Genomic DNA, 22,150 nt, shown 5'->3' on the forward strand with positions numbered 1-22,150 from the left:
AAGATTAAAATACAACATGCTCCCCAACGACAGCCAACGCCCCGACCCTGATGCCCTGCTGGCGCAAGTGCAGGCGCAGGAAAAGAAAGCCGCGCGCGGCCGGCTGCGCATTTACTTCGGCGCCTCGGCCGGCGTCGGCAAGACCTATGCGATGCTGGCGGCCGCCCGCAAACTGCTGGCCGATGGCCAGGATCTGCTGGTGGGCGTGGTGGAGACGCATGGGCGCCAGGATACGGCGGCCCAGCTGGACGGCTTGCCCGTGCTGCCCCTGAAGGCCATCGAGTACCGGGGCAAGACCTTGTTCGAGTTCGACCTGGACGAGGCCCTGTTGCGCGTGCCGTCGCTGATACTGATGGATGAACTGGCCCATTCGAACGTGGCGGGATCGCGCCATCCGAAGCGCTGGCAGGATGTCGAGGAATTGCTGGCGGCCGGCATCGATGTGCTGTCGACCGTGAATGTGCAGCACCTGGAAAGCCTCAATGATGTGGTGGGGGGGATTACCGGCGTGCGCGTGGCCGAGACCCTGCCCGACACGGTGTTCGACCGCGCCGATGAAGTGGTGCTGGTCGATATCCCCGCCGACGAACTGCTGCGCCGCCTGAAGCAGGGCAAGGTATACCAGCCGCTGCAGGCCGAGCGGGCGTCGCAGCATTTTTTCCGCAAGGGTAACCTGATCGCCCTGCGCGAACTGGCCTTGCGCCGCACGGCGGACCGGGTGCAGGACGACGTGCAGGCATACCGCGTCGAGAAATCCATCAATCCCGTGTGGAAGACGGGCGCCGCGCTGCTGGCCTGCGTGGGACCGCACGCGGGGGGCGAACACGTGATCCGCAGCACGGCGCGCCTGGCCAGCCAGCTGAACGCGGAATGGCACGCACTGTACGTGGAAACACCACGCCTGCAGCACCTGCCGGCACGCGAGCGCGAACGCATCCTGAAAACGCTGAAACTGGCGCAGGACCTGGGCGCGCGCACGGCCATTGTGCCGTCCGCCGACATCGCCGGCGCCGTCGTCGAGTATGCGCGCAATGCGAATATCTCGAAAGTCATCGTGGGCCGTGGCCGCGCCAGCGTACTGGCGCGCCTGTGGCAGGCGCCGCCGTCCGTGCGCATGGCCAGTCTGGCGCCCGATATCGATTTGATCGAGGTCGGCTTGCCACCAGCCGATGCGGCGCTGCGGCGCGCGGCGGGCGACGATGCGCAGGCGCCGCGCCGGCCATCGCGCCATTGGCGTTACCTGCTGGCCGCCGGTGCCAGCCTGGGCACGGCCCTCGCCTCGGTGCCCCTGCAACCCTACCTGGACCTGGCCAATATCGCCATGCTGTCGTTGTTGACGGTGGTGCTGGTGGCCGTGCGCCTGGGACGCGGACCGGCGGCGCTGGCCAGCCTGGTGGGCGTGGCCTGCTTCGATTTCATCTTCGTGCCGCCCCGTTTCTCGTTTGCCGTAGGCGATTTTCAGTACGTGATCACCTTTGGCGTGATGCTGGCCGTGGGCCTGATCACGGGCCACCTGACGGCCGGCCTGCGTTTCCAGGCGCGCGTGGCCTCGCACCGTGAAGCGCGCGCCCGCGCCCTGTATGAGTTTTCGCGTGAATTGTCCGGCGTGCTGCAGACGGAGCAGATTTTCGACATCACGAAAAGCGCCATCGAGCGGGCTTTTCGCGCGCGCGCCACCTTGCTTTTGCCTGATGACGAGGGCAGTTTGCAGACCCCGAACGGCGGCGAACCGCTCGACATCGGCATCGCGCAGTGGGCCTTCGACCATGCGCAGGCGGCGGGGACGGGCACGGATACCTTGCCGGCTTCGCCCATTTTCTACCTGCCGCTGATCGCGCCGATGCGCACGCGGGGCGTGTTGGCGCTGTTGCCGCTGGAGGCGCCAACGCACGGGCGCTGGCTGCTGGTGCCGGAACAGCGCCAGCACCTCGATACCTTTGCCGCCCTGGCGGCCATCGCCCTCGAACGCGTGCACTACATCGACGTGGCCCAGGGCGCGCTGCTGCAGATGGAGTCAGAGCGGCTGCGCAATTCGCTGCTGGCTGCCCTGTCGCACGACTTGCGCACGCCATTGACGTCGCTGGTGGGACTGGCCGAGTCGCTGGCCCTGTCCAGGCCCGCGTTGTCGCCCGCGCAGCTGGACATGGCGCGCTCGCTGCAGTCCGAAACCGTGCGCATGAGCGCCCTGGTGGCGAACTTGCTGGACATGGCGCGCATCGAAAGCGGGCAGGTGCGCCTGAACCTGCAATGGCAGGCACTGGAAGAAGTGGTGGGCAGCGCGCTGCGCGCCAGCGGCCCGCAATTGCTGCAGCATGCCGTGCAGACGCAGCTGGCGCCGGATTTGCCGCTGGTGCGCTACGACGCCGTGCTGATCGAGCGCGTGCTGTGCAACCTGCTGGAAAACGCGGCCAAGTACACGCCGCCCGGCAGCACCATCACGGTCGCGGCCGGGGTGCACGGCCAGTTTTTGCAGGTGAGGGTGGCTGATGATGGCCCGGGCCTGCCGCCCGGCCGCGAAGAGGCCATCTTTGAAAAATTCACACGCGGCGAGCGCGAATCGAACAAGCCGGGCGTCGGACTGGGGCTGGCCATTTGCCGCGCCATCGTCGAAGCCCACGGCGGCACCATCCACGCGCAGCCGCACGCGCCGGGACAGGGCGCCGCCATCGTCTTCAGCCTGCCGCTGGGCACGCCCCCTGCGCCTCCAGAGATCGAGCTCGATGACGCCAACGACCATGAAACAGGAAAACCATCATGAACGAACCTTCCGCCACCGCCTTGCTGGTCGAGGATGAACCGCAAATCCGCCGCTTCGTGCGCGCCGCGCTGGAAGACGAGGGCTGGCAGATTTTCGAGTCCGCCACCATGCAGCGGGGCTTGATCGATGCCGGCACGCGCCGGCCCGACCTGATCGTGCTGGACCTGGGCTTGCCCGACGGCGACGGAATCGACTTCATCGCCGACATCCGCAAATGGTCGGCCGTGCCCATCATCGTGCTGTCGGCGCGGGTCGACGAAGAGGACAAGATCCGCGCACTGGACGCGGGCGCCGACGACTATCTCACCAAGCCGTTCGGCGTGGGCGAGCTGCTGGCCCGCGTACGGGCCACCCTGCGCCGCCAGCGCCAGCCCGCCGCCAGCGACGATGGCGTGGTGCAGTTCGGCGACGTGCGGGTTGACCTGAAGGACCGCCTGGTGACGCGCAACAAGCAACTGGTGCACATGACGCCGACGGAATTTCGCTTGCTCTCGGTGCTCGTGAAGAACGCTGGCAGGGTGGTCACCAATCCGCAGCTGCTGCGCGAAGTGTGGGGGCCGTCGAACAGCGAAAACGGCCACTACCTGCGCATCTACATGGGCCATCTGCGCCAGAAGCTGGAAGCCGATCCGGCCCAGCCGCAGTACCTGCTGACGGAAACGGCCGTCGGCTACCGGCTGCTGCTGCCGCTCTAACACCTGTTATTTCCCCTGTTTGAAAACAGGCGCCGCGCGCGCCGGGGGGACGCTTTACTTTAAATTTTTGCAGCGGCGGGCCAGCTGCGCCATGTTGGCAAAGGCCCATACCACCCATGAAGAAGAAAAAACCATGAATAAAATGCTACTTGCACTTGCCGTCGCGACCGCCTTTACGGGCAGCCTGGTCCACGCGGAAGAGGCCAAGCCTGACAACGAAGTCAGTTTCAACGTGGCCGGCGTGTCCGACTACCGCTATCGCGGCATCTCGCAGACGCGCCTGAAGCCAGCGCTGCAGGGCGGCGTCGACTATGTCAACAATCCGACCGGCCTGTATGCGGGTGCCTGGGCTTCCACCATCAAGTGGACCAAGGATGCGGGCGGCAGCGGCGACGTGGAAGTGGACCTGTATGCGGGCAAGCGCGGCCAGCTGACCAGTGATATCGGTTACGACGTGGGCGTGCTGGCGTATGTGTATGCGGACAACGGCTTGAAGAATATCGGCCTGGCCAACGCGGACACGCAGGAAGTCTACGGCCAGCTGTCGTACGGCCCCGCCTATATCAAGTATTCGCACGCGGTCTCCAACCTGTTCGGTATCGTCAACAGCAAGAACAGCGGCTACCTGGACATCGGCGCGAATATCGACCTGACGAATGGCTGGACCGGCAACCTGCACGCGGGCCACCAGAAGGTCAAAAACAATGATGCGGCTAGCTACACGGACTGGAAAGTGGGCGTCACGCGCGATTTCGGTGTCGTGACGGGCGCGCTGGCCGTGATCGGCACGAACGCGGGCAAGTCGGCCTATGCCTCGCCAGTGAATGGCAAATTCATGGGCAAGACGGCGCTGCAGCTGACGGTCAGCAAGACGTTTTAATTGACGGAGATCAGAGGAGAGGCGGCGCATGCGCCGCCTTTTTTTTGCATGCCGAGCTAGGCTGGCAGGTTAAAGACGGCGCAATACAGCTGTCCCAGGCTGACCACGCGCGCGGCCGGAATCTGTGCGGCCAGGGCATGGGCGGGGGGCGCCTGCGTGTCCGTTGCCAGCAGGACGCGCAGGTCCGGATTGACGCTGCGCGCGTGCGCGATGCGGCGCGCCAGGCCAGCCTGCGCGGCGCCGTCCACGACGCCGTCGAGCGGCACCACCAGTACGCGCGCGGCGATCAGGGCCGAACGGCTGCCCATGGAGTCGCGGCCTTCGCTGTCGATGACGATGTCGTGGTAGCAGTGCACCAGGTGTTCCAGCTCCGGCTGCAAGCCCTTGGCGCTGATGGCGCGCGCCATCAGGCGCGGCCGCGTCAGGCTGCCATGTTTGGCCCCATCGTGCATATTCCTGGCCTGCTCCATGGCTCCCTGGCGCGGATCGGCATCGAGCAGCAATACTTTGCGTCCGGCCAGCGCGCGCGAGGCGGCCAGCCGTCCGGCCAGGATGGATTTCTCCATCCCCCCGCGTTCATCCGTGATGGCGATGATCATCTTGGCGCACGGCTGGCATGATGTTGGCGGCGGAGACCAGCTGCAGCAGACAGCCTTCGCGCGGCACGTCCCTGTCGCCGGCTGTCCATACGGGCAGTTCCATCAGGGGTTCGAGTGCTTCGGCCAGCTTGTGCTGGCCGGCGGACGACATCGGCGTCATCGGCAGGCGCAGCTCGTCGCGCACCTTGCCCTGCATGGCCAGCGCCGCCTTCACGGGGCCAGGATTGGGTTCGGCAAACAGCAGGCGGATGACGGGCAGCATGACCTTGAACAGGGCACCGGCGGCGCCGTGGCGGCCCTGCCTGACCAGGTGGTACAGCTGCGCATACAGGTCGGGGCGTATCTGGGCGGCGGCCGACATGGCGCCATGGCCGCCCATGGACAGGCTGGCCAGCAGCAGCGCATCGTCGCCGCACAGCACGTCCAGGCGCGTGTCGAGCAGCAGTTCGCCCAGTTGCTGCAGCTTGCCGCCCGCTTCCTTGATGGCGACGAAGTGCGAGTCGCGCGCCAGCAGCGCCGCCGTCTGCGGTTCGATATTGACCCCCGTGCGGGCCGGCACGTTGTACAGCACGATGGACTGGTCGGTGGCGGCGGCGATGGCCTCGAAGTGGCGCACGATGCCGTCCTGCGAAGGGCGTACATAGGACGGTGCCGAGATCAGCAGACCGGCCAGCGGATGGTCGTGATAGCGCTGTACCGTGGCGACGACGCTGCGCGTATCGCTGCCACCGATCCCCATCACGACGGGGAAGCGGGGACCGATGGCTTCGAGCACGCTATCGAGCAGCATGGTGTGTTCCGCGGCGCTCAGCATGGCCGCTTCGCCCGTGGTGCCGCACACGACCAGGCCATCGACGCCGCTGGCGGCCAGCTCGCAAGCGAGCTGCTGGGCGGCGTCGAGATCGAGTTCGCCGTCACGGAATGGCGTGACCATCGGCACCCAGATGCCCTGGAAGTGCGCGGTGATGCGCGATGAAGACATCGCCTGCTCGCAGGCATACTGGTTCATAGCGATTTCCCCTGGCTGATGCGGCCAAATTCCGCCGCCGGCAGCAGGCGCATGACGGCATCCATGGTCAGGCGCAAGGCCGGTTCCGTCACGCACAGCCAGACCTTCATGCGTTCGGCGTGGTCGACCGCCTCGACGCGCATGAACGACAGCATGCCGCCGCACGTCCTGACGACCAGCTGGCGCAGCTCGGCCAGGCAGGACTTGTCGACCGTGATATGCATGAGGAAAGTGGGCAGGCGGGGATGGCGGTGCGGCAGTGCTTGATGCGCTTGATGCGTTTGCAGGCGTGAATGGGGTTCCATGGTGGCTTTGCAGCGGTGGTTGAGGTACGTTCAAGATTAGCAGCGGGGGCGTAAAGATTCTCTAAAAAGCCGGGCCTTTGGTGTAAACGGACTGTATGCAGTTTTACAGCCGGCGTGTTGCGTGGATGCGCCGCGCCTGTGCTTTTGTTACAAAATTGAATCGTGCTTTGGGAGGCAGGGGTTTATATTGAAAGCGTCTCCGCCTTCAGTCAGCCTTGCCATGTCAGACGAAAAAGATCCACAGCATCCCCCTTTCACCGATTCCGCGGCGCCAGCGCCGTCAAGGCCTGACCGCGTGGGCCGCCGGGCGCCCGATGATGAGCACCGCGCGCGCGATGCGGCGCCCCGTTACCTGAAGGATAACGACACGCCGCTGGCGCTGGCCTGGCGCGTGATCTCGTCGCGCTACCGCTCCATGCGCGACAAGGCCAGCCGCGACTTCATGCGGCGCACCCTGCGCATCGGCATCTCGGCGCGCATTTTTCACCCGGAGCCGGGCGCCACTGGCCTGCGCAGCAAGAACCTGCAATACCTGGAAGAGTCCATCGCGCAGTGGGTCATGTCGCGCGACGTGCTGGTGTTCATGATCCCGACCGTCAATACCAGTGGCCAGCTACACCCGAGCAATATCACCTTGCGCCACTATGCGCGCCACCTCGATGGCCTGGTGCTGCAGGGCGGCGCCGACGTCTCGCCGCAGACGTATTCCGAGGCGGCCACGCGGCCCGAATGGAGCGGCGACCGCGCGCGCGACCTGTACGAACTGGAACTGCTGCACGAATTCGTCGATGCGGGCAAACCCGTGCTGGGTATTTGCCGCGGCTGCCAACTGATCAACGTGGGCTTTGGCGGCACCCTGTACCAGGACATCGCCTCGGACGTGGCAGGCGCGACTTCTCACGTCAACGACCTGTATGACCGCCACCGCCATACCATCGTCTTCCCGAAAGGCTCGTCGCTGGCGGGCATGTTTCCGAAGACGGGCGAGGCGCTCGTCAATTCCATCCACCACCAGTCGGTCAAGGACCTGGGGCGCGATATCACCGTGGAAGCGTATTCGCAGGGCGACAATATCGTCGAAGCCATCCGCTACCAGCGGGCGCGCTTCGTCATGGGCTTGCAGTGGCACCCGGAATTCCATTCGGCGGGCGGCGTCGAACTGCTCGATTGCACCCCCATCCTTGATAATTTTTTGCGCGCGGCGCGGGAGACGCGGTTTTGAGTACGCATCTGATCCGCCGGCGCACCTTGCTGGCCGGCCTGCTGGCGCTGCCCCTGGCCGGCTTGCGCGCGGCGCCGCGCCCGCATGAGGGGGCGCTGCCGTTTGCGCTGACGTCCGCTGCGCGCGCCCGCACGCTCAAGGCGCGGGTGGCGCCGGCCATTGCCGAGCAGGTGGTCAAGGCGGCGCGCAAGGATGCGGCGCGGCCCGTGCACCTGATGGCCGAAGTGCGCACGGGCGGCTTGCTGAAGGGAGAAGGCGGACGCGAGACCAGCCAGCAGGCGCAGGAAGACTGGCGCCAGGCGCGCCTGCAGGCGCTGGCCTGGCGCTTGTCGGGAGAAATGCCGCATTTCGAAGCGGCGCGTCAGCTGCTGCTGGCCTGGAGCGGCAGCTATGCACCCTCGTTCAGCCCTGTCGACGAGACGGAGCTGGCCAGCCTGCTGATGGGCTTTGATCTGGTACAGGAGCGCTTGAGCGGCGTCGAGCGCGAGCAGGTACAGGCGTTTTGCCGCACCCTGGCGCACGGGTATCTGAGTGATCCCGTCAAGGTGGGCGGCCCGTCCACGGCGCGCAACAACTGGCATAGCCACCGCATCAAGATCGGCACGGCCGCCGCGTATGTCACGGGCGACGCCTTGCTGATCGCGCGCGCGAAGGAGCGCTTCCTGGCGCACGTGCCGCGCAATATCGGCGCCGGCGGCGTGCCCTTCGACTTCGAGCAGCGCGACGCCCTGCATTACACCACCTACAGCCTGGAGCCGTTGTTGACGACGGCCCTGATGGCGCAGGCGCATGGCGACGACTGGTATGGCGCGCCGGAAGCTCGGCGCCTAGCCGAGGCGCTGGCCTGGCTGGCGCCGTATGCGCAGGGCAGAAAGACGCACGAGGAATTCGCGAAAAGCGCCGTGCCCTTCGACCGCAAGCGCGTGGCGGCCGGCGAAAAAGGATTTACGGGGAATTGGGAGCCCAGGGGCGCCGCCAATGTGTACCTGCTGGCGGCGCGCTTCGACCCCGCTTACCTGCCGCTGGCGCTGGAGTTGCGCCCGCCAGCCTGGGCGCTGGCGCTGTACGGAACTTAGTCAGAACTTCGCGTTAAAACTTCGTGCGCACGGTGAACATCACATTGCGCGGTTCGCCGTAGAAGCCCGTCTGGAACAGGCCCAGTCCCGTGAAGTACTTCTTGTCGAGCAGGTTGTTCACGTTGAGGCTGGCCGTGACGTTCTTGCTGATTTCGTAGCGCGCCATCAGGTTGACCAGCGCATAGCTGCCCTGCTTGATGCGCGAATAGTCCACGATGGCGGGGTTCCAGATATTGCCGTAGTAGCTGCTTTGCCAGTTGATGCCGCCACCGACGGTCAGCTTGTCCAGGCTGGCCGGCAGGCGCCATGTGCCCTGTACACGCACCAGGTGGGCCGGCTGCGTCGTTTGCAGCATGGTGGAAAAGACATCCTTGCCATCCGCGTCGCGCACGTGGGTGTAGGTATAGCCGGCGCTCAGCTTCACATCCTTCATCACTTCGCCCGTCACCTCCATTTCCACGCCGCGGCTGGTGACGCCGTCGATGGCTGTATACGCTTCTTCGCCGTTGACTTCGCCCACAGAGCTGGCCACGTTGCTTTGACGGATCTGGAACAGGGACGCGCTGGCATTGACCTTGCCATCCAAATATTCTGCCTTCACGCCTGCTTCAACACCCTTGCCGCGCACGGGCGACAGAAAGTTGCGGTTCACGTCGCGGTTGCTCTGCGGCGCGAAGATGATGGTGTAGCTGCCGAACACGGAATAGGTCTTGTCGAGGTCATACACGACGCCCGCATACGGCGTGATGACGTTATTTTCCTCGATGCGCGAGGTGATGCGCGCGGTCTTGGGGGCGAAGAAGCTGCGCTCCTGCTCCTGCTTGTAGTTGCTGACGCGCGCGCCGACGATAAGGGACAAGGCATCGGCTGGCCGCAGGCGCACGGCGCCATACAGGCCGCTCTGGCGCGTGCTGTCGTTGTCGTTGCCCAGGCGGGTAAAAGCGGGTTCCGCATACTGGCCGCGCCAGTCAAAGTAACTGCCGTCCAGGGGCGGATAGACCGATTCGTAGACGGGGCCATCCTGCTTCGCGCTGGAATGGGAGTAGCCGATCATCGCTTCATGCCGACGGCCGAAGGCCGTAAATGGGCCGCTGGCGTCGACGTTGACGGTGCTCTGGCGGCGGTCGCCCTTGTATTTGCCCATGAAGAAAAACGTGCCTGCGCCTGTGACAGGATCGGGATTGCCGCCGCTGGCAGAACCGAGCACGCTGTCATGCTTGCTGCGCAGCTGGTTGGCGCTCAATTTCAGTTTCCACTCGTTGGCGAAGCTATGTTCGAGCGACGTGAACAGCGTGGTGTTCCGCATGTCGCGGCGGCTCCAGTCGGTGGCCGGATTCCACGAAGTGGGGAAATCCGTGCAGCTGCCATCGGAAAACAGCACGGGGAAGCCCGTCCAGGTCGAGCCGCGCGGCTTGTAATCCTGGTGCGTGAAGCCGGCCGTCAGCAGGGTGACAGGTGTCAGGTCCGCCTCGATGATGCCGTAGGCGACGGATTTTTGCTGCTTGTAGCGGTCCAGGTACGAGTGCTTGTCCTGGTAGGCGCCCACCAGGCGGCCGCGTACCGTGCGGCTTTCGTTCAGGGGGCCGGAGATATCGGCTTCGCCGCGGTAGTTGTCCCACGATCCCGCGCCCAGGGTGGCCGAACCCTCGAAGCTGGCGGTGGGGCGCTTGCGCACCATGTTGACGGTGGCCGACGGGTCGCCCGAGCCGCTCATCAAGCCCGTCGCGCCCTTCAGTACTTCGATGCGGTCATAGATGGCCATGTCGCTGTTGGTCGTGCCCCAGTCGTACACGCCGTCATAGATGGCCGACACGCCGTCGTACTGGAAATTGGTGACGGCAAAGCCGCGCGCCTGGAAGCTCCAGCGGTCGCTGTCATAGTTTTGCACGCTCACGCCATTGACGTTTTTCATGACGTCGGAGACAGCGTTGCTGTTGTGGTCATCCATCTGCTGGCGCGTGACGATGGTCAGCGACTGTGGCGTTTCGCGCTGCGTCAGGACCAGGCCCGTGGCGCCGCTGGCTGGCCCGCCCGTGTAGCTGTCCGTGCCGCTGGTGGCGGCGCTGCGCTCGGCCGCCGCCACTACGGTGACGCCGCTCATGACGGCCACGCCGCGGCTGTCCGCCGTGGGTGCGCTGGCGCTGGCGGGGATCTTTTGCAGCAGGTAGCCGCCATTCGATTGCGGCACGGCTTGCAGGCCGCTGCCGGCCAGCAGCACGCGGAAGCCCTCCTGCAAGCTGTAGCTGCCTTGCAGGCCGGTGCTGCGCAAGCCTTGCGTGGCCTCGCTGGAGAACGACAATAGAATGGCGCTGTCGCTGCCGAAGCGCGTCAGCACGTCACCGAGCGCGCCGGCCGGGATGCCATAGACGCGCACTTGCTGGCTTTGTGCCAGCGCTGGCGCCGGCAGGGCCAGGGCCATGCCGATCTGCGACAGGGCGCAGGCCAGGACGGTGCGGGTAAGGAGGGAACGCGAAGCGTGGTGCATGGAATAAAACCTTTCGTGGATGCGCAAGATGGAGACTACCTGTCTACCAAGTCACGCGAGCACGCTGAAACAGCTCACTTTGCAGAAAATATATTCAGCGCGCCGCCAGTTCGATCCTGACGACTTGATGGCCCCAGAAGCGCGTGACGGTATTGCGCCGCAGTTGCAGGCTGGCGCTGACGGCGTCGAGGATGGCGCCCACATCGGCCAGCGGGTAGGAACCGGACACGCGCAGGCTGGCGACGGCGGGCGTACAGCCCAGCGGATGGTCGCTGTAGCGCGACAGCTCGGCGAGGAAATCGGCCAGGCGCATGTCGCGCGCCACCAGCATGCCATCGAGCCATGCGCCGCCATACGGCGCAAGCGCCTGGCGGTGGCAGTTCGTGCCGTCGAAATGCGCGCCTTCGCCGGGATGCAGCACCAGGCGCTGTGCGCCATCGCCGGCCAGCACGGCGACGGCCCCTTCGAGCACGCCGGCGCTGGCGTATTGCTGGTGCAGGCGCACGGTGAAGCGCGTGCCCAGCGCCTGCAGGCTGCCATGCGGCGTGCCGACGAAGAACGGTCGTTGTGCCGCATCCTTGCCGGTGGCGATGAAGATTTCACCGGCCAGCAGTTCAATACGGCGCTGCGCGCCGTTGTAAACGACATTCACGGCGCTGCTGGTGTTGAGCGTGAGCTGCGTGCCGTCATCAAGGGTCACGACGCGGCGCTGGTTGACGCCCGTGCGGTAGTCGGCCGTCCAGCTGCGCCAGGGGCTGCGGCGTTCGAATGCATACAGCGAGGCGCCGCAGGCCAGCAGCAGGGCCAGGGTCTTGACGGCATGGCGGCGCGGGGTGTTGGCTTGCACGCAGGCGCGCAGCAGGCTCGCGTGCGCCGCGGGCGGCAGGTGTTCATGCTGCGTTTGCAGCTGTTGCCACGCCTGCGTGGCGCTGCCGGCCCGCTGCAGATGGCGTTTTACTGTCGCCAACGAGATGCCGAGCTGGCGCGCGATGTCTTCCTGCGGCAGTTCGTCGAGCTGGCGCAGCAGGAAGGCCCGTTTGACGGGGGGCGGCAAGCCGTCGAGCATGCGGTCCAGTTCAGACACGGTGGCCAGCAGCAGCGCGCGTTCCTCGGGCGATGGCGCATGCGAGGGTGGCAGCTGCGCCAGCACATCGAGGTAGGCCTGTTCCAGTTTCTGGCGACGGTAATGGTTGAACAGCACGCGCTGCGCCACGGTGGCGAGCAAGGCGCGCGGCTCGCGCGCGGCGACGGCGTCTTCGCGGTCGAGCAGGCGCATGAAGGTGTCCTGCGCCACATCGGCCGCGCAGGCCGTGCTGCCGAGTTTTTTACGCAACCAGCCCTGCAGCCAGCCGTGGTGGTCGGCATACAGTGTCGCGATGTCCTGGCGTTGTAGCGGCTCTGCCAGCGGCATCGCATTCCCTTTGCATTTTTAAACAATAATAAGAATCATTCTCACTTATTGTAACAAGCGGGGGAGGCGGCTGTAAATGACGGGGAGATGGGGTGTGGTTTTTTGGGTTGAGGAGCGGGTAGGTCGGATTAGGTCCGAAGGACCGTAATCCGACAACATTGTTGGCCCGGCCGGTGGTGCTGTCGGATTACGCGGCTACGCCGCTAATCCGACCTACGTTTTCATGCTGTGCAGCGTCAATAGTTCATCGGTTCGCCACGGAAGCAGCGGATCGCCGAATCGACCATGCCCTCGGCGCTGCCCTGCAGGCTGTGCTGCTTGCGCAGGTATTGCGCGTCGCTCCATTGCTTGGCCACGTCCGACAGGTGTTTCAGGGCCGGCGTGCTGCCCATCGCCTCGGCGTGCGGTTCCATCTTGCGCAGGGTGGTCATGATGTCTTCGCGCAGCGACATCGTTTCGTAGGTTTTCGGATGCGTGATGGCGCCATCGAGGCCGAAGCGGCAGGCCTGGAAGCGGTTGTAGTTATATACGAGATAATCGTCTTCCACTGGTGGCACCTCCTTGCGTTCGAGCAGGTAGCGGCACAGGGCCTGCAGGTAGGCGGCCAGCGCGGCGGCCCGCTCCACCGTCAGCGGCGTGTCGCACACGCGCAGTTCGATGGTGCCAAATTCCGGCTTGGGACGGATATCCCAGTAAAAATCCTTCATGCTCTTGATGATGCCCGTGTTCTCCATCTTGGCGAAATACTCGTTGGAGAACTGCTCCCAGCTCAGCGTAAACGGCGCGCGTCCGCTCATGGGAAAGGCGAACACGGAGTTCAAACGGGCCGAATCGAACAGGGTATCGCGGCCCTGCACATAGGGCGAGGAAGCCGACAGGGCGATGAAGTGGGGGATGTAGCGGTTCAGCGAATGCAGCAGGAACATGGCGTCGTCGCCCGAGGCGCAGCCGATGTGCACGTGCTGGCCGAAGATGGTGAACTGCTTGGCCAGGTAGCCGTACAGTTCCGAAATCTCCTGGAAGCGGGGCTTGGAAAAGATCTTTTGCGACGACCATTGCTGGAACGGGTGCGTGCCGCCGCCCGCGATGCCGATATTGAGCTTGTCGCCGGCCGTGATCAAGGTGTCGCGGATTTCCTGCAGCTGCTCCAGCAGGGGGCCGTGGTGCGTGTGCACGCTCGAGTTGATCTCGATCATGCTCTCGGTGATTTCCGGCGTGACGTTGCCGGGGAACGGTTTTTTGTTCAGCAGATGCAGCAGGTCGGGGCTGGCGGCCGTCAAGTCGTAGTCCGACAGGTTCACCAGTTGCAGTTCGAGTTCGACGCCGAAGGTCAGCGCGGCCGATTGGCCAAAGGGTTCCAGCGGCATTTAGCGCTCCTTGATTTCGTGGGTTTCTTTGGCCAGCATCAGCACGCGCTGCACCAGCACGGGGCCGATCAGTTCCAGGCCCAGGGTGATGGCGGCCAGGGCGTTCAATTCGTCGCCGAAGTTCACGCCGTGCTGGCGCGCGTGTTCGAGCAGCAGGATGATGAAGACGGAGACGGGCGTCAGTGCCACGCCCGTCAGCACACCCTTGCGCCAGGAAATGCCGCTCACATGCGAGAACGCGGCCACGCCGGCGACTTTCGTCAGCAATCGTCCGCCGACGACGGCCAGGGCCAGGCCCGCGCCGGCCGTCACGCTGGCCCATTCCAGGGTCGAGGCGGCATACACGAACAGCAGCACCGTCAGCAGCTCGCCCAATGCGCCGAAATTGCGCTGCGCCTGGCTGAAGGCCACGCGGCGGTGGCGGGCCACCAGGCCGAAGGTGAGGGTGGCCAGCAGCGGCGACAGGCTGGTGGTGTAGGTCAGGGCGACGAGCAGCATCACCGACAGCGCGAAGGCGACGGTGGCATCCTGCGCCATGTTGCCCAGGCGGCGCAGCATGGCCGGCACGACGATGCCAAAGACGGTGCCGGCGCCCACCGAGGCGGCCAGCACGGCGGCGCTGCTGCTGCTTGCCTCGATCAGGTCGGTGGAGCTCTGGAACATCCAGAAACCGACGATGATGTTGAACGTGAAGACGGCCAGCACGCAGTTGAGGGCGGTGAGGTGGACGATGCGTTCCGTCACCTGGCCCGAGCTGCGTTCCTCGTTGATGACGCGCATGATGGTGGCCGGCGAGGTGGACATGGCCAGGGACGCCAGCAGCAGCGCCGTCATCGAGGTGCTGCCGAATTCGATGCCGATGAAGTAGACGACGGCAAAGGTCAGCAGGGATTCGACCAGGCCCGTGACGGCGATCCACGGGTTGTTCTTCAGCCAGCGCAGGTTGATGCGGTAGCCCACCTCGAACAGGATCAGGCCGAAGGCCACGTCGGCCAGCACCAGCATGGGGCCGGCGTCCGTCTGCGGCAGCACGCCTACCTGCGTCTGCGCCAGGACGAAACCGATCACGCCGTAAAAACTGATGCGCGGCAGACCCGTCCAGCGGTGACCGAATTCGCCCACTACCCAGGCCAGGGTAATGGCGAACGGCCAGGACAGGTCGGCGGCGATCGAGATCAGACTTTGCATGCTCATTCCTTTGAAAATGGCGCTGGTACCGGCCGGCAGCACGGAGGCTGGCGCGGCAATGTCGTGGTGCAGCGATGGTGCATGGTTTGCGCAGAGCGATGCGCCGATTCTACCGGAGCAGAAGGCGCGCACGATGTGCGCAATCGAACAGTGTCGCGGCCATGGCGGCCGCGCACGGGATGCAGCAGGGTGGGGCAGGGCTGGTGTCAGCGTATGGTACCCGCCCGCAGCGGAGATGCTCCGCACGGTAGTTTTGTACCGCAGTGTACGGCATGGCGGCGGCATGCCGCCATGGACTTTTTGTTGCGCGACTTTATTTACTGAGCAGACGCATGCCCCATTCCAGCCCGTCGATCGACAGGGGGAACATGCGGTTGTTCATCAATTGACGCATCACGCCGATCGACTGGCGGTACTGCCACAATCCCTCCGCCTCGGGATTGAGCCAGATGAACTTCGGGAACGCCTGGGTAAAGCGCGCCAGCCACGTCGATCCCGCTTCTTCGTTGTTGTATTCGACGCTGCCGCCCGGTTGCAGGATTTCATAGGGGCTCATGGTGGCGTCGCCGACAAAAATCAGCTTGGTGTCGGGCGGGTATTTGCGCAGCACGTCCCAGGTGGGGAAGCGCTCGGCGTTGCGGCGCCGGTTGTTCTTCCACAGGGTGTCGTAGACGCAGTTATGGAAGTAAAAGAATTCCATGTTCTTGAATTCCGTCTTCGCCGCCGAGAACAGTTCCTCGGTGCGTTCGATATGGTCGTCCATGCTGCCGCCCACGTCGAACAGCATCAGCACCTTGATGCGGTTCTTGCGCTCGGGCCGCATCCGGATGTCCAGATAACCCGCGTTGTTCGCTGTGGCGGCGATGGTGGCGTCGAGCGCCAGTTCGTCTTCCGCGCCTTCGCGCGCGAACTTGCGCAGGCGGCGCAAGGCCACCTTGATGTTGCGCGTGCCCAGTTCGCGCTCGGTGTCGTAATCCTTGTAGCTGCGCGCTTCCCACACTTTCACCGCCGTGCGGCTGCCGCCCTTGCCGCCGATGCGGATGCCTTCCGGATTCGTGCCGCCATTGCCGAATGGCGAGGTGCCGCCCGTGCCGATCCACTTGCTGCCGCCCTCGTGGCGCTCCTTCTGCTCCTTCAGCAGCTCGTTCAGGCGGTCCATCAGCTTGTCGTAGCCGAATTTTTCCAGCTGCGCCTTCTGCTCCTCGGACAGTTCGCGCTGCATGCGTTTCAGCAGCCAGTCGAGCGGAATCGCCGCGTTCGTGTCGAAGGCCGCATTGACGCCCTTGAAGTACTGCGCAAACGCGCGGTCGAACTTGTCGAAATGGGCTTCATCCTTGACCAGGGTCAGGCGCGCCAGATAGTAAAAATCGTCCATCGAGGCGTCGATGACGTTCTTTTGCAGCGCTTCAAGCAGGGTCAGAAATTCCTTGATCGAGACGGGAATCTTCGCATCCTTGAGTGTGAAGAAGAAATCGATCAGCATGGCGATGCCTGTGTTCCTGCGTGTCCTGCGGGAGGCAGTGCGGCGATGGGGCGCTGCGCCAGCTTGTAGCGCAGATGGGCGGCAATTTCCGGCCACTCGCCGCGCGTGATGCTGTACATGACGGTGTCGCGCACGGTGCCGTCGCGGCGCAGCGCATGGTGGCGCAGCACGCCGTCCTTTTTCGCGCCCAGGCGCTCGATGGCCGCCTGCGAGGCATGGTTGAAATTGTCGGTGCGCAGACCCACCAGCGCGCAGCCGAGGGTATCGAAGGCGTGCGCCAGCAGCAGCAATTTGCAGGTGGTGTTGACGTGGCTGCGCTGGCAGCGCTGCGCATACCAGGTGTAGCCGATTTCCAGGCGTTTGATTTCGGGCACCACGTCGTGGTAGCTGGTGGTGCCGATTACCTCGCCGCTGGCCACGTCGATGACGGCAAAGGCGAAGCGCGCGGGGCGCATCTCGATGCCCTTGAAAATATACTGCTCCACCTGCTCCGGTTCGGGCACGGAGGTAACGCGCAGATTCCACAGTTCGCCATCCGTGGCCGCCGCGCGCAAGCCGGGCGCGTGGTGCGGCGCCAGCGCTTCGAGGCGGATGCCGTGCAGTTCCAGGGGGACGAAGACCTTGTCGGGGCTGATGTCGTTCACCGGCGCTCCTTAGCGGTTGGTGCGCGACATGAACATCAGGCGCTCGAACAGGTGCACGTCCTGCTCGTTTTTCAGCAGCGCGCCGTGCAGCGGCGGCACGACGGCTTTATTATCCTTGCTGCGCAGCGCCTCGGCAGGGATGTCTTCGGCCAGCAGGAGCTTGAGCCAGTCGAGAAATTCCGACGTCGACGGTTTTTTCTTCAGGCCCGGCACGTCGCGCACTTCATAGAAGGTTTGCAGCGCCTGCGCCAGCAATTCCTGTTTCAGGTGCGGGTAGTGGACGGCGACGATCTGCTCCATCGTGTCCTTGTCCGGGAATTTGATGTAATGGAAGAAGCAGCGGCGCAAGAAGGCATCCGGCAATTCCTTCTCGTTGTTCGAGGTGATGATGACCAGCGGACGATGGCGCGCCGTGACCATTTCGCGCGTTTCGTAGACATAGAATTCCATGCGGTCCAGTTCGCGCAGCAGGTCGTTCGGGAATTCGATATCGGCCTTGTCGATCTCGTCGATCAGCAGCACCACCGGTTCGGGCGCCGTGAACGCCTGCCACAGCACGCCCTTGACGATGTAGTTCTGGATGTCGCGCACGCGCTCGTCGCCCAGCTGCGAATCGCGCAGGCGCGACACGGCGTCGTATTCGTACAGGCCCTGCTGCGCCTTGGTGGTCGATTTGATATGCCATTGCATCAGCGGCATGTTCAGCGCGGCCGCCACTTCCTCGGCCAGCATGGTCTTGCCCGTGCCCGGCTCGCCCTTGATCAGCAGCGGGCGTTGCAGGGTCAGCGCCGCATTCACGGCCAGTTTCAGGTCGGCGGTGGCGACATAGCTGTCGGAACCTTCGAAGCGTTGGCCTTGCTGGGGGTGCTGTGCTTGCATGAGCGGTCTGCCAAAGTGGGGAAACGGTGAGTATAAACAGAACTGTGGCGCACCGCCACGCGGACGGCCTGTGCCCGCCTGCCTACAATGCGGGTTTTATAGGTGGACTTGCAAGAATATCTTGGCTAGAATCGGCAAGCAGCAGATTAATTGTCAACCTTAATTGTCAACACATAAGATCAAAAAAAACCAGCTCTGGCGTTTCTCCGATTACCTTTGTTCACATTGCCACTATGAAAAAAATATTTGCACTTCTCGTGCTTGCCGGCATAGCAAATGCCGTCACAGCGGCTGACATTGTAGGAAACGCCAAGGCAGCGACTGCCAAGGTGGAAATGTGTATCGGTTGCCACGGCATCCCCGGTTACAAGGCGACCTTCCCCGAAGTGTTCCAGGTGCCGATGATCGGCGGCCAGCCGGCAAAATATATCGAAAATGCGCTGCAGGCCTACAAGAAGGGCGATCGCAAGCACCCCAGCATGAAGGGCATTGCCAGCAGCCTGTCGGATCAGGATATCGCCGATGTCGCCGCGTATTATGCGCAACAAGCCAAGCCGAACTGAGGATCAGCCAGATGAAAACACTACTCGCCGCCCTCGTTTGCGCCACCGTCTCGTTCGGCGCCAGTGCCGCCGGCAATATCAACACGGGCAAGGCCCTGGCCGAAAAATACAGCTGCGCCACCTGCCACGGCAAGGATTACGGTTCGCCCATCGACCCGTCGTACCCGAAACTGGCGGGCCAGCACAAGGATTACCTGGAACACGCCTTGACGGCATATAAACGGGGCGACAAGGCCAACGGCCGCAACAACGCCATCATGACGGGCCAGGTGAAACCGCTGAGCAACCAGGACATCAAGGACCTGGCCGCCTACCTGCACAGCCTGCCAACCACCCTGGTGATCCACCGCTGAGCTTTACCCGGCTCAGGCTTTCAGCCCCACCCGGCGCGCCAGCTTATGTAAATTGCTGGCGTCCAGCCCCAGATGGCGCGCGGCGGCGGCCCAGTTATCCTGATGCAGGGCCAGCGCTTGCCGGATGGCCTGGCGCTGGCTCGCTTCGACGATCTGATGCATCGACAGCAGCGGCGCCGCCGGCGTGCCGCACGCGCCTGGCACTGGCGGCAGCGCATCCGTGCCGGCCGGCGCTTCCAGCGCATCGAGGTCGAGCATATCCGTTTCCAGCGTTACTATCTCTTTGCGGTCCGCGCCGCGGATCACCGCTTTCAGCGCGGCCCGGCTGATCACATGTTCGAGTTCGCGCACATTGCCCGGCCAGCGGTAATGGCATAAGGCGTTTTCCGCCGCGGCGGACAGGCGCAGGCTGCGCAAGCCCAGGCGCGCGCGGTTCAGTTCCAGGAAACCACCGGCCAGCAGCAACACGTCATTGCCCCGCTCGCGCAGCGGCGGAATCGGCACGGGATAGACCGATAAACGGTGATACAGGTCGGCGCGGAACGTGCCGTCGCGCACATGCTCGCGCAGGCTGCGGTTGGTGGCGGCGATCACGCGCACGTTGACCCGGCGTGGCCGGTCCGCGCCCAGGCGCTGGATTTCACCATTTTGCAGGGTGCGCAGCAGCTTGGCCTGTATCGATAGCGGCAATTCGCCCACTTCATCGAGAAACAGGGTGCCCCCCTCGGCCGCCTCGAAGCGGCCAGGCCGGTCGCTGACGGCACCGGAAAACGCACCGCGCACATGGCCGAATAATTCGCTTTCGGCCAGGGACTCGGGCAAGGCCGCGCAATTGACGTGGATCAGGGGCTTGCCCGCGCGGCGCGACAAGCGGTGCAGGCGGTGCGCGCACAATTCCTTGCCGACGCCCGTCTCTCCCAGCAACAGCACGGGCAGGTCCGATTCGGCGACCACCTGCAGCTCGTGCAGCAGCTGCGTGATGGCGCTGCTCTGGCCGACGAAGTCGTGTTCCTCGCGCGGCGCCTGCGCATCGGCGAGCATGGCGCCGCCCGACAGGCGCAGGGCGCGGATTTCCGTCTCCAGGCGGGTCACGCGCACGGCCGCCTCGATGGCGCAGGCCAGTTCGCCCAGGTCGCGCTGCGCTTGCGTATCGAAGGTGCCCACCCGCAGCGCGTCGAGCGTGATCACGCCCCAGCGTTCACCTTCCAGGTCCAGCGCCATGCCCATGCAGTCGTGCACGGGCAGCGGCTCGCCGGCCCGCTCGGCGATCAGACCATCGTAAGGATCGGGCAGGGAGCTGTCGTGATGGAAGCACAGCACGCCGCGCCGCTGCAGGATGGCGGCCAGGCGCGGATGGTCGGCGATGGCGAAGCGGCGTCCCAGCGCGTCGCTGGCCAGGCCGGCCATCGCCACAGGGCGCAGGTGCTCGCCATCGAGCTTGAGCAAGGCCACGGCCTCGCAGCCGAAGTGCGCGCGCAGGCTGCCCACCAGGCGCTGCAGGCGCACGACCACGGGCAGGTCGGCGACCAGGTCGGTGAGTAACAGCAGGTGGATGGCAGTGGTGGTCATAAGTACCACGCAGGGTACAACGAACCACGGCAAACAAGGGTCATAGCGACCCTGCATTTTTCAAATCGTTGATTTAAAACAAGTTTTTCCTGGCACACGGTTTGCCTAGATAAGTGTGCCGAACCGGCATACAAGACCAAGGAAAGCCTGATGAAAACGACCCCCTCCCTCCGCGCCATCGCCGCTGCCGTCTGCGTCCTGGCCATGCCCCTGTCCGTGCAAGCCCAGGCGAGCCTGCCGGCCAGCGCCGCCGCCACTGCGGCCAAAGCCGCGCCGGCGACGCTCAAGCGCTATGAACTGCAAACCAATATCGTCGACGGCAAGATGGTCTTCATCGACGCCAAGGGCCAGGTCAACCCCGTGCTGGCGGCCAAGGTGGGCGACACGGTGGAACTGGTGCTGAAAAGCGGCGAAGGCGCCGAGCACGATTTGCTGATCCCGGAACTGAACGTCGCATCCGCCAAGTTCAGCGCCAATAGCGGCAGCACCAGCGTGCGCTTCAAGGTCACGCGCGCCGGCACGTTCACCTATTACTGCTCGATCCCCGGCCACCGCCAGATCGGCATGGAAGGCAAGCTGGAAGTGACCGGCACATCGCTGGCCGAAGCCGGGGCACCGAAGGCTGCCGCCGCCGGCAGCGCTGCCAGCGAATCGAGCCAGGCCGCCGCGCTGGCCTTGTACACGCCCGCGCCGTCGCCGATGCGCGGTCCCGATCCGTCCGCCGTCAGCGTGGCGGCCAACCCGGCGCAGGTGCCCGTCGCCATCGGCGCGCGCGCGCCGCAGTTGCTCAAGTACCGCATGGAGACGGTGGAATTGCCGGGCAAGCTCGATGACGGCACCACTTTTACGTACTGGACCTTCAACCGGCAAGTGCCCGGCCCGATGTTGCGCGCGAAGGTGGGCGACACGGTGGAACTGACCCTGTTCAATGCGAAGGACAGCAAGATGATCCACTCGATTGATTTGCACGCCGTGACGGGCGGCCATGGCGGCGGACAGCACACGCAGGTCGCGCCGGGGCAGGAAAAGACGGTCACCTTCAAGGCGCTCAATCCGGGCCTGTTCGTCTACCACTGCGCCACGCCGCTGGTGCCGCAGCATATCGCGGCCGGCATGTACGGCATGATCCTCGTCGAACCGGAAGGCGGCTTGTCGAAGGTCGACCGCGAGTATTACGTGATGCAGGGCGAGATGTACACGGGCCGTCCGCACGGCGCGCCCGTGCACCAGGAACCGAACCTGGAAAAAATGGCCAATGAGCTGCCCGACTACTACGTCTTCAACGGCGAAGTGGGTGCCCTGAGCAAGACGCATAAATTGCAGGCGAAGGTCGGCGAGACGGTGCGCATCTATTTTGGCGTGGGCGGCCCGAACAAGATTTCGTCCTTCCACATCATCGGCGAGATTTTCGACAAGGTATATAGCGAAGGCTCCATCAGCAGTCCGAAACACGACGTGCAAACCACCCTCTTGGCACCGGGCGGCGCGACCATCGTCGAACTCAAGGTGCAGCACCCGGGCAGCTATCTGCTGGTCGACCATGCCTTGTCGCGCGCCGGCAAGGGCGCCGTCGGCGTGCTGGAAGTGACGGGCGAGCCCGTGCCGGGCGTCTACCACGCGGGCGCCGTGCAATAAATCTACCTATTCATCCTCAAGGAACTGTT

At 64.6% G+C, this 22,150-nt stretch carries 19 protein-coding genes and 1 pseudogene; 8 read left to right on the top strand and 12 right to left on the bottom strand.

All coding sequences use genetic code 11. The features are described from left to right. The first annotated feature begins 16 nt into the window (after window positions 1-16). The 3 genes from KY494_RS21645 (at window position 17) to KY494_RS21655 (ending at window position 4,333) form a co-directional block, all read left to right on the top strand. Window positions 17-2,758: a DUF4118 domain-containing protein gene (locus tag KY494_RS21645; RefSeq protein WP_219888196.1), complete on the top strand. Its 2,742-nt coding sequence runs from the start codon at window positions 17-19 to the stop codon at window positions 2,756-2,758. Then, a complete protein-coding gene (gene kdpE, locus KY494_RS21650) occupies window positions 2,755-3,453 on the top strand; it encodes a two-component system response regulator KdpE (RefSeq protein WP_071075474.1) in 699 nt (232 codons plus the stop codon). The genes KY494_RS21645 and kdpE overlap by 4 nt, the downstream gene beginning before the upstream one ends. Window positions 3,454-3,586: 133 nt before the next feature. After that, a complete protein-coding gene (locus KY494_RS21655) occupies window positions 3,587-4,333 on the top strand; it encodes a TorF family putative porin (protein ID WP_219888197.1) in 747 nt (248 codons plus the stop codon). Between the two features lie 56 nt (window positions 4,334-4,389). On the opposite strand, the gene KY494_RS21660 is transcribed toward KY494_RS21655, so the two are convergent. Genes KY494_RS21660 through KY494_RS21670 form a run of 3 tightly spaced genes read right to left on the bottom strand, consistent with a single transcriptional unit; the run spans window position 4,390 to window position 6,246 of the window. Beyond that, window positions 4,390-4,932, bottom strand: a complete 543-nt coding sequence (locus tag KY494_RS21660) for a ParA family protein (protein WP_219888198.1) — start codon at window positions 4,930-4,932, stop codon at window positions 4,390-4,392. Next, on the bottom strand, window positions 4,910-5,941 hold the full coding sequence (dapA, locus tag KY494_RS21665) for a 4-hydroxy-tetrahydrodipicolinate synthase (RefSeq protein WP_219888199.1): 1,032 nt from the start codon (window positions 5,939-5,941) through the stop codon (window positions 4,910-4,912). The genes KY494_RS21660 and dapA overlap by 23 nt, the downstream gene beginning before the upstream one ends. After that, window positions 5,938-6,246, bottom strand: a complete 309-nt coding sequence (locus KY494_RS21670; protein ID WP_243136064.1) for a hypothetical protein — start codon at window positions 6,244-6,246, stop codon at window positions 5,938-5,940. Before KY494_RS21670 ends, dapA begins: the two co-directional genes overlap by 4 nt. A 220-nt stretch (window positions 6,247-6,466) precedes the next feature. On the opposite strand from KY494_RS21670, the gene KY494_RS21675 reads away from it, so the two are divergent. Both KY494_RS21675 and KY494_RS21680 read left to right on the top strand, forming a co-directional pair. Next, window positions 6,467-7,468, top strand: coding sequence for a gamma-glutamyl-gamma-aminobutyrate hydrolase family protein (locus KY494_RS21675; protein ID WP_219888200.1), 1,002 nt, complete (start codon window positions 6,467-6,469; stop codon window positions 7,466-7,468). Then, window positions 7,465-8,544: an alginate lyase family protein gene (locus KY494_RS21680; RefSeq protein WP_219888201.1), complete on the top strand. Its 1,080-nt coding sequence runs from the start codon at window positions 7,465-7,467 to the stop codon at window positions 8,542-8,544. Before KY494_RS21675 ends, KY494_RS21680 begins: the two co-directional genes overlap by 4 nt. Before the next feature lie 13 nt (window positions 8,545-8,557). Here the strand turns inward: KY494_RS21680 and KY494_RS21685 are convergent, their stop codons facing one another. The 8 genes and pseudogenes from KY494_RS21685 to KY494_RS21715 form a co-directional block, all read right to left on the bottom strand. Beyond that, a complete protein-coding gene (locus tag KY494_RS21685; protein WP_219888202.1) occupies window positions 8,558-11,029 on the bottom strand; it encodes a TonB-dependent receptor in 2,472 nt (823 codons plus the stop codon). A gap of 94 nt (window positions 11,030-11,123) precedes the next feature. After that, window positions 11,124-11,876 (bottom strand): FecR family protein, encoded by a 753-nt coding sequence (locus KY494_RS29860; RefSeq protein ID WP_258194964.1) that lies wholly within the window; start codon window positions 11,874-11,876, stop codon window positions 11,124-11,126. Between the two features lie 81 nt (window positions 11,877-11,957). Continuing rightward, window positions 11,958-12,440: pseudogene (locus KY494_RS29865) on the bottom strand (sigma-70 family RNA polymerase sigma factor); the annotation flags it as partial. A gap of 236 nt (window positions 12,441-12,676) precedes the next feature. After that, window positions 12,677-13,807 (bottom strand): YbdK family carboxylate-amine ligase, encoded by a 1,131-nt coding sequence (locus KY494_RS21695; RefSeq protein WP_219888204.1) that lies wholly within the window; start codon window positions 13,805-13,807, stop codon window positions 12,677-12,679. Then, a complete protein-coding gene (locus tag KY494_RS21700; protein WP_219132729.1) occupies window positions 13,808-14,995 on the bottom strand; it encodes a cation:proton antiporter in 1,188 nt (395 codons plus the stop codon). It abuts the gene before it with no gap. Window positions 14,996-15,308: 313 nt separating this feature from the next. Beyond that, window positions 15,309-16,478, bottom strand: a complete 1,170-nt coding sequence (locus tag KY494_RS21705; protein WP_219888205.1) for a VWA domain-containing protein — start codon at window positions 16,476-16,478, stop codon at window positions 15,309-15,311. Next, a complete protein-coding gene (locus KY494_RS21710) occupies window positions 16,472-17,122 on the bottom strand; it encodes a GNAT family N-acetyltransferase (protein WP_219888206.1) in 651 nt (216 codons plus the stop codon). Before KY494_RS21710 ends, KY494_RS21705 begins: the two co-directional genes overlap by 7 nt. Before the next feature lie 9 nt (window positions 17,123-17,131). Beyond that, window positions 17,132-18,001 (bottom strand): MoxR family ATPase, encoded by an 870-nt coding sequence (locus KY494_RS21715; RefSeq protein ID WP_219888207.1) that lies wholly within the window; start codon window positions 17,999-18,001, stop codon window positions 17,132-17,134. Window positions 18,002-18,234: 233 nt separating this feature from the next. On the opposite strand from KY494_RS21715, the gene KY494_RS21720 reads away from it, so the two are divergent. Together KY494_RS21720 and KY494_RS21725 are read left to right on the top strand one after the other, a co-directional pair. Beyond that, window positions 18,235-18,564: a cytochrome c gene (locus KY494_RS21720; protein ID WP_092796428.1), complete on the top strand. Its 330-nt coding sequence runs from the start codon at window positions 18,235-18,237 to the stop codon at window positions 18,562-18,564. A gap of 11 nt (window positions 18,565-18,575) precedes the next feature. Continuing rightward, window positions 18,576-18,917, top strand: coding sequence for a cytochrome c (locus KY494_RS21725; protein ID WP_071075485.1), 342 nt, complete (start codon window positions 18,576-18,578; stop codon window positions 18,915-18,917). A gap of 12 nt (window positions 18,918-18,929) precedes the next feature. On the opposite strand, the gene norR is transcribed toward KY494_RS21725, so the two are convergent. Next, window positions 18,930-20,486, bottom strand: coding sequence for a nitric oxide reductase transcriptional regulator NorR (norR, locus tag KY494_RS21730; RefSeq protein WP_219888208.1), 1,557 nt, complete (start codon window positions 20,484-20,486; stop codon window positions 18,930-18,932). Window positions 20,487-20,636: 150 nt separating this feature from the next. Here norR and nirK point away from each other — a divergent pair, with 150 nt between their 5' ends. Further along, on the top strand, window positions 20,637-22,121 hold the full coding sequence (gene nirK, locus KY494_RS21735; RefSeq protein ID WP_219888209.1) for a copper-containing nitrite reductase: 1,485 nt from the start codon (window positions 20,637-20,639) through the stop codon (window positions 22,119-22,121). The last annotated feature ends 29 nt before the right edge of the window (window positions 22,122-22,150 follow it).

The sequence above is a fragment of the Janthinobacterium sp. PAMC25594 genome (genome assembly GCF_019443505.1).
Classification (GTDB): Bacteria; Pseudomonadota; Gammaproteobacteria; order Burkholderiales; family Burkholderiaceae_D; genus Janthinobacterium.

Bases quoted from the DNA above. Each gene is read 5' to 3' on its own strand.
- KY494_RS21645 (WP_219888196.1), top strand. From the start codon at position 17: ATGCTCCCCAACGACAGCCAACGCCCCGACCCTGATGCCCTGCTGGCG.
- kdpE (WP_071075474.1), top strand. From the start codon at position 2,755: ATGAACGAACCTTCCGCCACCGCCTTGCTGGTCGAGGATGAACCGCAA.
- KY494_RS21655 (WP_219888197.1), top strand. From the start codon at position 3,587: ATGAATAAAATGCTACTTGCACTTGCCGTCGCGACCGCCTTTACGGGC.
- KY494_RS21660 (WP_219888198.1), bottom strand. From the start codon at position 4,932: ATGATCATCGCCATCACGGATGAACGCGGGGGGATGGAGAAATCCATC.
- dapA (WP_219888199.1), bottom strand. From the start codon at position 5,941: ATGAACCAGTATGCCTGCGAGCAGGCGATGTCTTCATCGCGCATCACC.
- KY494_RS21670 (WP_243136064.1), bottom strand. From the start codon at position 6,246: ATGGAACCCCATTCACGCCTGCAAACGCATCAAGCGCATCAAGCACTG.
- KY494_RS21675 (WP_219888200.1), top strand. From the start codon at position 6,467: ATGTCAGACGAAAAAGATCCACAGCATCCCCCTTTCACCGATTCCGCG.
- KY494_RS21685 (WP_219888202.1), bottom strand. From the start codon at position 11,029: ATGCACCACGCTTCGCGTTCCCTCCTTACCCGCACCGTCCTGGCCTGC.
- KY494_RS21695 (WP_219888204.1), bottom strand. From the start codon at position 13,807: ATGCCGCTGGAACCCTTTGGCCAATCGGCCGCGCTGACCTTCGGCGTC.
- KY494_RS21700 (WP_219132729.1), bottom strand. From the start codon at position 14,995: ATGCAAAGTCTGATCTCGATCGCCGCCGACCTGTCCTGGCCGTTCGCC.
- KY494_RS21705 (WP_219888205.1), bottom strand. From the start codon at position 16,478: ATGCTGATCGATTTCTTCTTCACACTCAAGGATGCGAAGATTCCCGTC.
- KY494_RS21715 (WP_219888207.1), bottom strand. From the start codon at position 18,001: ATGCAAGCACAGCACCCCCAGCAAGGCCAACGCTTCGAAGGTTCCGAC.
- KY494_RS21720 (WP_092796428.1), top strand. From the start codon at position 18,235: ATGAAAAAAATATTTGCACTTCTCGTGCTTGCCGGCATAGCAAATGCC.
- KY494_RS21725 (WP_071075485.1), top strand. From the start codon at position 18,576: ATGAAAACACTACTCGCCGCCCTCGTTTGCGCCACCGTCTCGTTCGGC.
- norR (WP_219888208.1), bottom strand. From the start codon at position 20,486: ATGACCACCACTGCCATCCACCTGCTGTTACTCACCGACCTGGTCGCC.
- nirK (WP_219888209.1), top strand. From the start codon at position 20,637: ATGAAAACGACCCCCTCCCTCCGCGCCATCGCCGCTGCCGTCTGCGTC.